The sequence below is a fragment of the Pseudomonas helleri genome (genome assembly GCF_009600315.1).
In the GTDB taxonomy this organism is placed as follows: domain Bacteria; phylum Pseudomonadota; class Gammaproteobacteria; order Pseudomonadales; family Pseudomonadaceae; genus Aquipseudomonas; species Aquipseudomonas helleri_A.
Genome location: NZ_WIWC01000002.1, coordinates 53,665 through 65,706, shown reverse-complemented (window position 1 = coordinate 65,706; position 12,042 = coordinate 53,665). Strand labels below are relative to the sequence as shown.

Sequence of the window (12,042 nt, the reverse complement as noted above, 5' to 3'; positions counted from 1 at the left end):
CTGCACGTTCGGGCTTTTTGTTTACAGGCGATTACTCGCTCAGCAAACGACCAATGCTTGGGTCTTTGAACACGCGGGTCAGTGCGTCGCTCAACACATCGCTGACCAGCTTGGTGTTGGTTTCCTGATTGGGTGCCATACCGAAGCGCTGATCCAGCGAGGCGCCATAACGGCCACTGTAGGTACGCCCGCCGTTCTTCACATCAGAGCGAAAGGTCGCACCAATGGTGGCTTCGGTCACGTACATGGTGTCTTTGGGCGATTGATACTTCAGCTCCGCCAACGTCACGGTCAGTGTCGGTGCATTGGAAGCACTGCTGGTGGGGGTGAAACCCAGCAAACGCACGGCCGCTTCAGCCTGAGCCTGGAGTTTAGGCACCACGTCGGCGCTGCTGACGGTGATCGCACTGGTTTCCGGGTACATGCCACCGCGCGTTCCCAGGGTTGGTGAAGGACGACCGTCTACCACGCGTACGATCACCGGTTGGCCACGCCCAATGGGGGCCAGTTGCGTCGTCAGCTTGGGTTGCGGGCTGATTTGCTGCGGGCTGTGGGCGCAGCCGACCAGGGTCAAACTGGTCACTGTAATCAAACCGAACAACAGGCGTTGCAACATGCTCATCTCTCCAGGACTGGGTAAAACAGGTCGCCAGTATAGCGGTGCTCTGCGCTCGCTAACTAGCCGCTTGCTCAAGCCCTTTTTACACGCATTGCCCGGCGACAGTTGGTCGCAGGCAAAGAAATTGACCAGCGAGCCAATAAAAGTCATTAAACAGGATCAATTGCCCGCGTTTCTTCGTTACACTCTCCCCCCGATTATAAGGACGTCTCCTGATCGGGCCTCGCAGCACCGTTGATGCACTGCATTAACTCCTCCGTATTGCCCACAGAGAGCCGCCCACACAGATTCTGTGCGAAGGGTACGCTTGATTTTTTTTGCGTAAATCACCACTTTTCACACGATCTGCCAGAGCTGTTCAAACGCTCGGCCCCTGCACTGGGTGCCCTGTGTGCGACAGCCCTTTTTTGAGGTTCACGTCTTCAAGAGAGCGTGAAAAAAAACGGGTTTTCACAACTTCACAAGAGTGTGGCGAGCAAATGAAAAGTTTTGCGTCTGAACATGCACCATTAGCGTCTGAGAAAACCTCACCAAGCAGGATCGAAGTCGGCTCCACAGCACGAGACTGAAGCCTGTCCGCATACGGATTTGGTTGCACAACCGGACGCTCTAGACCTTAAGTCGAATTGCCTGCCGGGGACCGAAATGCGTTCATATGAACCTTCAAGGCCCGGTTGGTAGCGTCCGCTGAAGTTGCAGGAAATTGCGAAAATCGGACATGGCAATCCTGGTCAAGTGTGGTTCGAGGCTTACCTGAATGCTGCCTCGAAACACCTGCCAGCCATGCCGTCAATTTGGTGCCGTAGATTTTGGAGACGCGTTAATGGCGCATAACGAAGCAGTCGACGTAGTACTGGTTGGAGCGGGCATCATGAGTGCCACGCTTGCCGTGCTGCTCAAAGAGCTCGACCCCGGCATTACGCTGGAAGTTGTTGAGCAGATGGACTCAGGTGCTGCAGAAAGTTCCAACCCGTGGAACAACGCAGGCACCGGTCACGCTGGTCTTTGTGAACTGAACTACACGCCGCAAGCGGCCGATGGCTCGATTGACATCAAAAAGGCTGTGCATATCAATGCCCAGTTCGAGGTGTCGAAACAGTTTTGGGCCTATCTGGCGCAAAAAGGCACCTTCGGCTCGTGCAAATCCTTCATCAGCCCGGTTCCTCACCTGAGCTACGTTGAAGGCGAAAAAGGGGTTTCCTTCCTGAAAAAACGCTTTGAAGTGCTGAGCCAGCACCATGCGTTTGCCGACATGGAATACACCGAAGACAAAACCGTCATGAACGAGTGGATGCCCTTGATGATGCCGGGCCGCCCTGCGGACCAGCGCATCTCGGCCACTCGCGTGATGCAGGGGACTGACGTCAACTTCGGCGCCCTGACCCAGCAATTGCTCAAGCATCTGGGCAGCGCACCGGACACTCAGATCAAGTACAGCAAAAAAGTCACTGGCCTCAAACGCAATGGCAGCGGCTGGACCGTGAGCATCAAAGACATCAATAGCGGCAACACCCGCCACATTGATGCCAAGTTCGTGTTCCTGGGCGCTGGCGGCGCAGCCTTGCCACTGCTTCAAGCTTCAGGCATCGAAGAAAGCAAAGGTTACGGCGGCTTCCCGGTTAGCGGTCAGTGGTTGCGTTGCGACAACCCGGACGTGGTCAAACAGCATCAGGCCAAGGTGTACAGCCAGGCAGCGGTTGGCTCGCCACCGATGTCGGTGCCGCATTTGGACACCCGTGTGGTCGATGGCAAAAAGTCCCTGCTGTTTGGACCGTACGCCGGTTTCACCACCAAGTTCCTCAAGCACGGCTCGTTCCTTGACCTGCCGATGTCGATTCGTTTGGGTAACATCGGACCAATGCTCGCCGTGGCCCGCGACAACATGGACCTCACCAAATACCTGGTCAGCGAAGTGCGTCAGTCGATGGAACAACGCCTGCAGTCCCTGCGTCGCTTTTATCCACAGGCCAAAGCTGAAGACTGGCGCCTTGAAGTGGCCGGGCAGCGGGTTCAGATCATCAAGAAAGACCCGAAAAAAGGCGGTGTGTTGCAGTTCGGTACTGAACTGGTAGCGGCCAAAGACGGCTCATTGGCTGCTCTACTGGGCGCTTCGCCGGGCGCATCCGTTACTGTTTCGATCATGCTTGATCTGATTGAGCGCTGCTTCGCTGATAAAGCCAAAGGTGAATGGGCAACCAAGCTCAAGGAAATTTTTCCGGCTCGGGAAAAAGTCCTCGAAACCGACGCTCAGTTGTACCGTGAAATCAGCACCCGCAACTCCGAGTTGCTGGAGTTGGTCGCACCGAGCACCACCACCAGCATCGCGTAACACCTGCGCCCCATTAAAGGGCGCGTAAAAAGCCCGCGCCCCACAATGGAGCGCGGGTTTTTTTATGGCACTCAACGCATCGTAAACATCACACGTGAACCGCCGTGGCTGACAAACTCATCGTCGTCGGGTACGGCAATCAGCTCGGCACTGCAGAGAGCAGGCCGTGAACCCACCGATTTGGCCCCGACCCAACGATTGAGGTTGGCCGAATCTGGCGTGAGGTGGCCAAAGCCGAAATGACAGGCGTATTCACCGTGCTGATAGGTGAATACTTCGGTGCCCCGTGATTTGGGCAAGTAATACATCAATTCCTGACTGTTGCCCGGTGTAATAACAAAGTCATGGCCCAGGTTTTCTGGCGGGTTCAACCATGAAAAATCCTTACCCGGCGCAATGTCATGCTGCGTTGCGTTGAATATTTCGACCTCCAGCACCTGATCCAGGGCCAGCGCGGCCGAGCCAAAAAGCCCCAGTATCAGGCCAGTTACCGTCGTGAATGTACGCATCATTACTCAATCCTTATGAGTCTCGGGCCCCCATTACTTATGGGCCGCAGGAACAATGAGTATTGGTTGCGCACGCAATATCCCCATGCGCCAAAGCACACAGTGATTGTCGGAAGGGTCTTGAGTTCGTAGCAGCTGCCGTAGGAACGAGGCCGCGTCCGGTTGCGAAGCAATCGTAAAACCTGTAGATGCGTAATGCCTGATAAAACGCGATACCTGAATTTACGACGGCTTCGCCGCCGGACGCGGCCTCGTTCCTCGTCAGCTGCTACAAGATCAGCGAGCTTGCTCGATCAGCTCAATGTACTCGGCAGCGTTGCGCTGGTCTTTGATGAGGTCGACAAAAGTCTGACCATGCTCATCTTTGCCATCAAGGTCGTAACCAGCTTCCTTGAAGAACCCCAGGAAACGCTCGAAATCATCGATACGCAGGCCACGATAGGCTTTGATCAATTTGTGCAGCGAGGGTGAAGTGGCGTCTACGGGTTCAAAGTCGAGGAACAATTTGACCTGCTCGTCACCAATCTCGTCACCAATCAACTGCTTCTTGTCTTTACGCATGTCTGGCTCCAGCCTGCTCATACTTCACGGGGCCAGCAGTTTACCCAAGCCCGGCTTATCGTGCACGCACGCTACCGGTGTGCAGGTCAGCCCAAATATGGCCGTTGGCATAGGTCAAAAATTGCACATACACCGTGTCATTGCGCAGTAAATCCATAATCACGCGGTATTGGCTCGCCGGATAAGACAGGTTCAAGGTACGGGTTTTACTGTCAAACACCGGCTTTTTCAGACTTTTACTTTCGCCATCGAATGAAATCAGCACCTGACGCACCGTCGCCCCCTGACTCATCGGCTTGCCCTTGAGGCGCACCAATAAGGGCGATGTGACCGGAATCGGCTGCTGATTGGATTGGCGCTGACTGCCCACCACCACTGAATAAGAGGTCACCAGCATCAATTGCTGCTGCTCGGGCACTTCGGCACGCAGTTGCAGATCGTCAGCCGGTAGAAACTGTGCGTGCAATGGCGGTGTAACCGCCGGGGCTGCTGCCAGAGGCAGGCTGGCCATCAGCAGAAAAGGGGCGATACAGCGTGAGAAACGGCTCATGACCTGCTCCGAGAGGTGAAGCAGCCACTCTAGCATGCAGGTAGGACCGAACGTCGGGACTGTCATTTATGACAGGTTGCAAGCGTCTTCAAACGTGCATCAATACATCCTCGAAACGCTAACAGCTGTCTACGAAACGGAAGCCATTATGACCAGTCAACAGCGCATCAAAATAACGGAAAAGCAGCTCACAAAAGTCACCGCACCACAAAAAGCACAAGGCGCGCCAACGTTACCTGCACCTGACGTCCCCGGACTGCCTGTGCCAGGACAGATCAGCTATAACAACGGCCAAGGGTATTTCACTGTTCACATCAGCTACCCCGGGATCAAACAAAATGACGCCCTGACGTTGTATGTGAAATTTCATAAGGCCGACGGCAATGGCAACCTGTGGAGTTTCACCCATACCGTCAGTGCCGCTGAAGCCACCGCAAAAGAAGTGTTTTGGGATATCACCCGCTCGATTTTGAACCCAGCCAATTATTTGTCCGTGACACTGACTTATGCCGTGCTTGCGGCCACGTCAAAACCGCTCGACCTTAAACTTGTGGCGTAATGCGCGATTGCGTCATTAATTGCCCCGCCTCAATTCGCACCTGGCGCGCATGAAAGCGCGCCAGGCTGCTGCGATGCCCTACGCTGACAATGCTCAAGCCCTGAAGTTGGTCGATCAGCGCCTGATACATCATCGCCTCGTCTTCTTCATCCATCGCTGACGTGGACTCATCCATGTATAGCCACTGCGGGCGATACAACAACGCACGGGCAAACGCCAAGCGTTGTTGTTCGCCACCGCTGAGCACACGTTGCCAGTGATTGTGCTCGTCCAGCTGAGCAATGAGATGCTCCAGTCGGCACTCACGCAGCACCTGTTCATAGCGCTCAGGCGCGTAAATTTCGCTCTCCTGTGGATAACTCAACGCATCACGCAAGGTGCCGATGGGCAGGTAGGGTTTTTGCGGTAAAAAAAGTGCCCGCTCTTCAGGCAAGCGGATCGCCCCGCTACCTTGTGCCCACAACCCGCCCATTGCCCTCAGCAACGTACTTTTACCGCTGCCGGAACGGCCGCTGAGCATCACTCGATTACCCGGCGCCACCTGCAAATTGGCGTCTTGCAGTAAAGATCGACCATCAGCCAAGGTCATATTCAGTTCATTGATCTGCAACGTTTCGCCCTTGGTCTGCACATCAATCGCCGGGGTTCGTTGTTCGTTGTCGGTCATCGCCTGACGAAAACTCAGCAACCGGTCGCTAGTGGCGCGCCAAGCAGCCAGTGTCACGTAGGCGTCGATAAACCAACTGAAGTTTTCTTGTACGTTGCTGAAGGCCGAGTTGATTTGCATCAGTTCACCGAGTTCGATCTTGCCCGCAAAGTAGCGCGGCGCGGCAACGATAAACGGGAAGATAATGGCGATTTGCGAATATCCCGCGGTGAAGAATGTCAGGCGCTTTTGCACCTTCATTTGCGTCCAAAAGTTCTTCCAGACCTTGGTAAAACGCTCGCTGAGGCGCTCATGCTCGTTGGGCTCACCGTTGTATAACGCAATGCTTTCAGCATTTTCACGCACCCGAACCATCGCGAAACGCAGATCGGCCTCGTAGCGTTGCTGTTGATTGCTCAGGCCAATCAAACGGCGACCAATCAGATGCGCCAGCCAACTGCCCACGGCGGCGTACAGCAACGCGCACCAGAACATATAGCCGGGGACAGTGATGCCAAACACTTCAATGCTGCCCGAAACGCCCCACAAAATAATCGAGAACGACACCAGGCTGACCACGTTGCGAATCAAGCCCAAACCCAGCGTTAGGGTGTTGTCGGTGAATGCGTTGATGTCTTCACTGATGCGTTGGTCGGGGTTATCGGTATAACTGCCCTGCTCCAGCTGGTAATAGTTTTTATGCGCCAGCCAGCGGGCGAAGTGCTGTTCGGTCAGCCAGCGACGCCAGCGAATGGTCAACATCTGGGTCAGATAAAGTCGGTACACCGCGCCGACAATGCCGACCGCCGCAATAATCCCGAAGTAGCCGATCAAGCTCCAGAATGCCGCGCCGTCCTTTTTTTCCAGCGCGTTGTAGAAGTCCTTGTACCAATGGTTGATCCATACCGAAATGCCCACGCTGACCAACGACAAGGCAATCACGGCGATCAGCAATAACCACGCCTTTGCCCGTTCTTCACTGCGCCAATAAGGGGTAATCAGGCCCCAGACCCGAGGGATAAAATCGCCGCGCACAGCATCATTGACCGCAGAAGGCTCAGCGTTCTTTTTCATTATTCAGGCTCGTTGGGAGTAAAAGCCGCCGGCAGCCAGTCAGGACGACCGGCCTGTAACGCTCTGAAACGTCTTGATACAGACTAAAAGCTGTAGCCGCCGCGTTGCAACTCATAACGCATGGGCTACAGCTCTCGTTCAGCGTCGTACCGGGCGCTTTTGCAGCTTGCGCTGCAAGGTGCGGCGGTGCATGCCCAGTGCGCGGGCGGTTGCGGAGATATTGCCTTCATGCTCACCCAGCACACGCTGGATGTGTTCCCACTGCAAACGATCCACCGACATCGGGTTTTCCGGCACCAGTGAATCCAGATCAGCGTGCTCTGTCAGCAAGGCTGCCAGCACGTCGTCGGCGTCAGCTGGCTTGCACAGGTAATTACAGGCGCCACGTTTGATCGCTTCAACCGCAGTGGCAATGCTCGAATAACCGGTCAGGATGACCACGCGCATTTCGGGATCGAGTTCCAGCAATTTGGGTAGCAAAACCAGACCAGAATCGCCGTCCATTTTCAGGTCCAGCGCGGCAAAGTCCGGCAGGTCCTGTTGAGCCAATTCCAGCCCTTCATCAGCTGAACTGGCAGTGCTGACGCGAAAACCGCGGCGCGACATGGCACGGGCCATTACACGGGTAAACGTGGCGTCATCGTCCACCAGCAACAAATGCGGCAGCTCTTCTTCTTCGACCTGAATTTCTTCACTCATTTTCATTTCCTCGGGCGACACGTGGCAGGCGCAGCTCGGTGAGCGTGCCGCCATCCTCATGACTGTAGAGTTTTACCGAGCCGCCTGCGCGTGTCACGCTGGCTTTGCTCAAGAATAGGCCCAGACCGAAGCCTTTACCCTTGGTGGTAAAAAAAGGTTTACCGATTTGCTCTGCGATGGCCAACGGAACCCCGGGGCCATGATCACGAATATTGATGGTGACATCCACCGCGTCCCAGTCCAGGGTCACTTCCAACCCTTCAGGGCAGGCGTCTGCTGCATTGTTCAACAAATTGAGCAGTGCCTGGGTCAAATCGGGCGGCGGCGCCATGCGCGGTATCGGCGCATGCCCCAAACAATGGAAGCGATAGGTCGCTTCGGGGCGCATCAAGTGCCAGCGATGCAGGGCTTCATCCAGCCACACCGTGACGTCCTGTACTTCAATGGCCAGACGGCGATTGGCTTCAGCGGCACGCACCAGTTGCTGCAAGGTCTCCTTGCACAACTTGACCTGATCCTGAAGCACGCTCAAGTCTTCCTGCAACTCGGGGTCCGGGTGGTCGCTGCGCATCTCCTTGAGCAATACGCTCATGGTCGACAGCGGTGTGCCCAGCTCATGGGCCGCACCGGCTGCCTGCGTGGCCACGGCCAACAATTGCTGATCGCGCAGCCCTTCTTCGCGACGCAATGCGCGCAACTCTTCCTGGCGACGCAACTCTTCGGCCATTTTTGCGGCAAAAAAGGTAATAACCCCCGCCGACAGCGCAAAACTTAGCCACATCCCATAGATCTGTAGTTTTTCGCGGAAGAACGCCATCGTGTCCAGCGGATAAGACTGAACCAGCAACAAGGTGTACAAGGTGAGTGCGATGCACGACAGCACCACCGAGAAGCGCCAGGGCAGGGTTACAGCAGCAATGGTCAGCGGCACCAGATAATAAGAAACAAACGGGTTGGTCGAGCCGCCCGAGAAATACAGCAAGGCACTGTGGATAAACAGGTCGCACGCAAGTTGGAGTGCGTATTCCAGCTCGGTTACCGGCCATGTGGTGCGCAACCGGATGGCCGTGAAGGCACACAGCAGCATGGAGAACGCCAGCGTCAGGCACAGCTGAAACCACGGCAGCGGCAACAGATCGAACAGGTAGGCAATGCCTACCGAACTCGCCTGCGCGGCCAGCACGAGTGTTCGGATAATGGTAAGGCGCCAGAGATTTTGGCGAGTAACGGACACTAACTGTTCGGGGGCGAGCATGAGCTCTCCTGATGAGCACTGCAGGCGGATCGCACGGAGTATAACCAAGCTGAAGGCCTGACAGACATAAGTGCGGCAAAGGGCCACAGTGTAATTTCTGGATTATTGTCTATTAGCCGGCCCCTGCGCTAACCCCGTAGCAGCTGCCGAAGGCGGCGTCCGATTGCGAAGCGATCGTAAATCCGCGAATCTCGATACAACCGTTAAATCGCGCTGCCTCATTTTGCGACGGCTTCGCCGCCGGACGCCGCCTGCGGCAGCTGCTACCGGGCACAGTGCAGTTGTAGTGAAAATGTAACTGGGCGAACTGATGGCCACTTTCTACAGTCTTATGGGTTTATCCATCCAAGGAGCTTTTATGTCGACGTTTCAGCGTACTGCCGCCCTTCTGACTTTGACCCTCGGCGCTTTCGCCAGCCTGCCGGCGTTGGCCGAAGGCATTAACTACAATCAGGTGTCACTGCGAGCCGAAGCCAGTCAGGAGGTTCCTCGCGACCTGATGATTGTGACGTTGTACACCGAAGCGCAAAACAGCGATTCAGCCAAACTGGCCGCCGAAATCACTACCACAATGAATAACGCCTTGAATCAGGCCAAACAGGTCAAGGAAGTGACCCTGCGGCAGGGGTCGCGTAACAGCTTTCCTATTTACGACAACAAAACTCAGAAAATCACCGGCTGGCGTGAACGCGCAGAGTTGCGCCTGGAAAGTACCGATTTCGCAGCCCTGTCCAAGCTGACCGGCGAGCTGATGCAAACCCTTAAAATGGGCAATATGCAGTTCACCGTTGCCAATGCCACGCGCAAGACCAGCGAAGATGCACTGCTCAAAGATGCGGTCAACGCCTTCAAGGCACGCGCTCAACTGGCCACCGACGCCCTGGGCGGCAAAGGGTACAAAATCGTGAGCCTGAACCTCAACAGCAATGGCTACCCGCAACCCTATATGCGCGGTGCCATGATGATGAAAGCAGCCGCCCCTGCGATGGACTCGGCGCCTACACCCGAAATCGAAGCCGGGACCAGCGAAGTCAGCATGAGTGCTGACGGTGTGATTGAAGTGCAGATGCAATAAAACGACGTACGTTTCTCCAAAGCCCTTGAAGCCCAGTTGCTTCAAGGGCTTTTTTACGCCCGGAGGAATAGCCGCAAGCGCCCCCCAACTTCAGTATTAGAAAATTCCTACACCATTTAGAGCATGGACTTACATGCGCGCCTGCCAAAAGTCTGGATAAGTAACAACCCCGCACCAAAGGTGAGCAATAAGCGCACTTGCGCGTCGCGCATACGTAACTAAAAGAGTCGAAAACCATGACGCAAACGATCAAATGCGTCACAAGTTACAGATAAGCGACATTCTTGTACGCACGTTCCACTTTTTGCGGGTGCACACTCATACACATATTGCATTGGGTACGGGCCGTGCATAAGTATCGCCAGGTCGACTCACAAGGTCGCCCTCAAATCAAAAATGATAAAAATCATGAGGTCTCCATGTTCAAACTCGCGGTCATTCCGTTGTTAGTGAGCGCCAGCCTGCTGGCCAGTGCACCTTTTGCCCAAGCGGCAACCAATCTGGTGTATTGCTCCGAAGGCAGCCCTGCCGGTTTTGACCCGGGCCAATACACCACGGGTACGGATTTCGATGCCTCGGCCGAAACGATGTACAACCGATTGAGCCAATTCCAACGTGGCGGCACCGCCGTCGAACCCGGTTTGGCCACGAGCTGGGATGTTTCGCCCGACAACCTGACGTGGACGTTCCACCTGCGCGATGGCGTCAAGTTCCACACCACGCCTTACTTCAAACCGACCCGCGAGTTCAACGCTGACGACGTGCTGTTCACCTTCAACCGCATGCTCGACAAAGACATGCCGTTCCGTAAGGCCTACCCCACCGAATTCCCTTATTTCACCGACATGGGCATGGATAAAAACATCGCCAAGGTGGAAAAAGTTGACGACAAAACCGTCAAATTCACTCTGAACACCGTCGACGCAGCGTTCATCCAGAACCTGGCCATGAGCTTTGCTTCTATCCAGTCCGCTGAGTACGCCGATAAGCTGCTCAAGGAAGGCAAACCTGCCGACATCAATCAAAAGCCCATCGGCACCGGTCCTTTTGTATTCAAGAGCTACCAGAAAGACTCGAACATCCGTTACACCGGCAACAAGGACTACTGGAAGCCTGAAGACGTCAAAATCGACAACCTGATTTTCGCCATCACCACCGACCCGTCGGTGCGGATGCAAAAGCTGAAAAAGAATGAGTGTCAGGTAACGCTCTACCCACGCCCGGCAGATCTGCAAGCGCTTAAAGCCGACCCGAACCTGAAGATGCCCGATCAAGCAGGCTTCAACCTCGGTTACATCGCTTACAACGTGATGGACAAGATCAAGGGCAGCAACGAGCCCAACCCGATGGCTCAGCTCAAGGTTCGCCAGGCGCTGGATATGTCAGTGAACAAACAGCAAATCATCGACTCGGTCTATCAGGGCGCAGGCCAACTGGCCGTCGGTTCCATGCCACCGACCCAATGGTCCTACGACACCACCATCAAGGATTCTGCTTACAACCCTGAGAAAGCCAAAGAGTTGCTCAAGGAAGCCGGCATCAAGCCAGGTACCGAAATCACCCTGTGGGCCATGCCGGTTCAACGCCCCTACAACCCCAATGCCAAGCTGATGGCTGAAATGCTGCAATCGGACTGGGCCAAGATTGGCATTAACGCCAAGATCATGACCTATGAGTGGGGCGAGTACATCAAGCGCTCCAAGGGCGGTGAAAACGGCGCAATGCTGATTGGCTGGAGTGGCGACAACGGTGACCCGGACAACTGGCTGGGCACCCTGTTTGGTTGCGACGCGATTGAAGGCAACAACTTCTCCAAGTGGTGCAACCCGCAGTTCGACAAACTGGTCAAGGCCGCAAAAGCCACCACCGATGTTGCTGAGCGCACAAAGTTGTATCAAGAGGCGCAGCAACTGATCAAACAACAAGTGCCCATGACACCGATCGCCCACTCGACGGTGTATCAGCCGATGCGCAAAAACGTGGAGGGTTTCAAGATCAGTCCGTTTGCCTTGAACTCCTTCTACGGCGTGAGCGTCAGCAAATAAGGCAAAGGGTCAATGCGGTGACAACACCGCATCCCCCCACCCGCCTCGCAATCGGAAATCCCCTTCACCCTAAAGCCACTGCGTACTACAGCGGTGGCTATAGGACTTAGAGACATTTCCT

General features: G+C 55.2%; 11 protein-coding genes. 4 read left to right on the top strand and 7 right to left on the bottom strand.

The genetic code is table 11. The annotated features are described in order from the left end of the window. Window positions 1-31: 31 nt before the first annotated feature. Entirely contained in the window at window positions 32-616 is a 585-nt protein-coding gene (locus tag GHN86_RS01595) for a YajG family lipoprotein (RefSeq protein WP_153381373.1), read from the bottom strand. A gap of 826 nt (window positions 617-1,442) precedes the next feature. On the opposite strand from GHN86_RS01595, the gene mqo reads away from it, so the two are divergent. Then, window positions 1,443-2,948, top strand: coding sequence for a malate dehydrogenase (quinone) (mqo, locus tag GHN86_RS01590; protein WP_153381374.1), 1,506 nt, complete (start codon window positions 1,443-1,445; stop codon window positions 2,946-2,948). Between the two features lie 71 nt (window positions 2,949-3,019). Here mqo and GHN86_RS01585 read toward each other — a convergent pair whose 3' ends face one another. The 3 genes from GHN86_RS01585 to GHN86_RS01575 all read right to left on the bottom strand — a co-directional run bounded on the left by GHN86_RS01585 (window position 3,020) and on the right by GHN86_RS01575 (window position 4,568). Continuing rightward, complete coding sequence (locus GHN86_RS01585; protein WP_153381375.1) at window positions 3,020-3,460, bottom strand: hypothetical protein; 441 nt, start codon at window positions 3,458-3,460, stop codon at window positions 3,020-3,022. A 273-nt stretch (window positions 3,461-3,733) separates the two neighbouring features. Beyond that, window positions 3,734-4,018: a PA4642 family protein gene (locus tag GHN86_RS01580; RefSeq protein ID WP_122785773.1), complete on the bottom strand. Its 285-nt coding sequence runs from the start codon at window positions 4,016-4,018 to the stop codon at window positions 3,734-3,736. 55 nt (window positions 4,019-4,073) lie between these two features. Beyond that, complete coding sequence (locus tag GHN86_RS01575; protein WP_153381376.1) at window positions 4,074-4,568, bottom strand: hypothetical protein; 495 nt, start codon at window positions 4,566-4,568, stop codon at window positions 4,074-4,076. A 34-nt stretch (window positions 4,569-4,602) separates the two neighbouring features. On the opposite strand from GHN86_RS01575, the gene GHN86_RS01570 reads away from it, so the two are divergent. Continuing rightward, complete coding sequence (locus GHN86_RS01570) at window positions 4,603-5,127, top strand: hypothetical protein (protein WP_153386021.1); 525 nt, start codon at window positions 4,603-4,605, stop codon at window positions 5,125-5,127. On the opposite strand, the gene GHN86_RS01565 is transcribed toward GHN86_RS01570, so the two are convergent. The 3 genes from GHN86_RS01565 to GHN86_RS01555 form a co-directional block, all read right to left on the bottom strand. Further along, window positions 5,111-6,847, bottom strand: coding sequence for an ABC transporter ATP-binding protein/permease (locus GHN86_RS01565; RefSeq protein WP_153381378.1), 1,737 nt, complete (start codon window positions 6,845-6,847; stop codon window positions 5,111-5,113). The genes GHN86_RS01570 and GHN86_RS01565 overlap by 17 nt on opposite strands. Before the next feature lie 138 nt (window positions 6,848-6,985). Then, complete coding sequence (locus GHN86_RS01560; RefSeq protein WP_122785776.1) at window positions 6,986-7,546, bottom strand: response regulator transcription factor; 561 nt, start codon at window positions 7,544-7,546, stop codon at window positions 6,986-6,988. After that, window positions 7,539-8,801, bottom strand: a complete 1,263-nt coding sequence (locus GHN86_RS01555; protein ID WP_153381379.1) for an ATP-binding protein — start codon at window positions 8,799-8,801, stop codon at window positions 7,539-7,541. Before GHN86_RS01555 ends, GHN86_RS01560 begins: the two co-directional genes overlap by 8 nt. 358 nt (window positions 8,802-9,159) lie before the next feature. Here GHN86_RS01555 and GHN86_RS01550 point away from each other — a divergent pair, with 358 nt between their 5' ends. Together GHN86_RS01550 and GHN86_RS01545 are read left to right on the top strand one after the other, a co-directional pair. Continuing rightward, entirely contained in the window at window positions 9,160-9,876 is a 717-nt protein-coding gene (locus GHN86_RS01550; protein ID WP_153381380.1) for an SIMPL domain-containing protein, read from the top strand. Between the two features lie 419 nt (window positions 9,877-10,295). Further along, a complete protein-coding gene (locus GHN86_RS01545; protein ID WP_153381381.1) occupies window positions 10,296-11,921 on the top strand; it encodes an ABC transporter substrate-binding protein in 1,626 nt (541 codons plus the stop codon). The last annotated feature ends 121 nt before the right edge of the window (window positions 11,922-12,042 follow it).

Bases quoted from the DNA above. Each gene is read 5' to 3' on its own strand.
- GHN86_RS01595 (WP_153381373.1), bottom strand. From the start codon at position 616: ATGTTGCAACGCCTGTTGTTCGGTTTGATTACAGTGACCAGTTTGACC.
- mqo (WP_153381374.1), top strand. From the start codon at position 1,443: ATGGCGCATAACGAAGCAGTCGACGTAGTACTGGTTGGAGCGGGCATC.
- GHN86_RS01585 (WP_153381375.1), bottom strand. From the start codon at position 3,460: ATGATGCGTACATTCACGACGGTAACTGGCCTGATACTGGGGCTTTTT.
- GHN86_RS01580 (WP_122785773.1), bottom strand. From the start codon at position 4,018: ATGCGTAAAGACAAGAAGCAGTTGATTGGTGACGAGATTGGTGACGAG.
- GHN86_RS01575 (WP_153381376.1), bottom strand. From the start codon at position 4,568: ATGAGCCGTTTCTCACGCTGTATCGCCCCTTTTCTGCTGATGGCCAGC.
- GHN86_RS01570 (WP_153386021.1), top strand. From the start codon at position 4,603: ATGCAGGTAGGACCGAACGTCGGGACTGTCATTTATGACAGGTTGCAA.
- GHN86_RS01565 (WP_153381378.1), bottom strand. From the start codon at position 6,847: ATGAAAAAGAACGCTGAGCCTTCTGCGGTCAATGATGCTGTGCGCGGC.
- GHN86_RS01560 (WP_122785776.1), bottom strand. From the start codon at position 7,546: ATGAGTGAAGAAATTCAGGTCGAAGAAGAAGAGCTGCCGCATTTGTTG.
- GHN86_RS01555 (WP_153381379.1), bottom strand. From the start codon at position 8,801: ATGCTCGCCCCCGAACAGTTAGTGTCCGTTACTCGCCAAAATCTCTGG.
- GHN86_RS01550 (WP_153381380.1), top strand. From the start codon at position 9,160: ATGTCGACGTTTCAGCGTACTGCCGCCCTTCTGACTTTGACCCTCGGC.
- GHN86_RS01545 (WP_153381381.1), top strand. From the start codon at position 10,296: ATGTTCAAACTCGCGGTCATTCCGTTGTTAGTGAGCGCCAGCCTGCTG.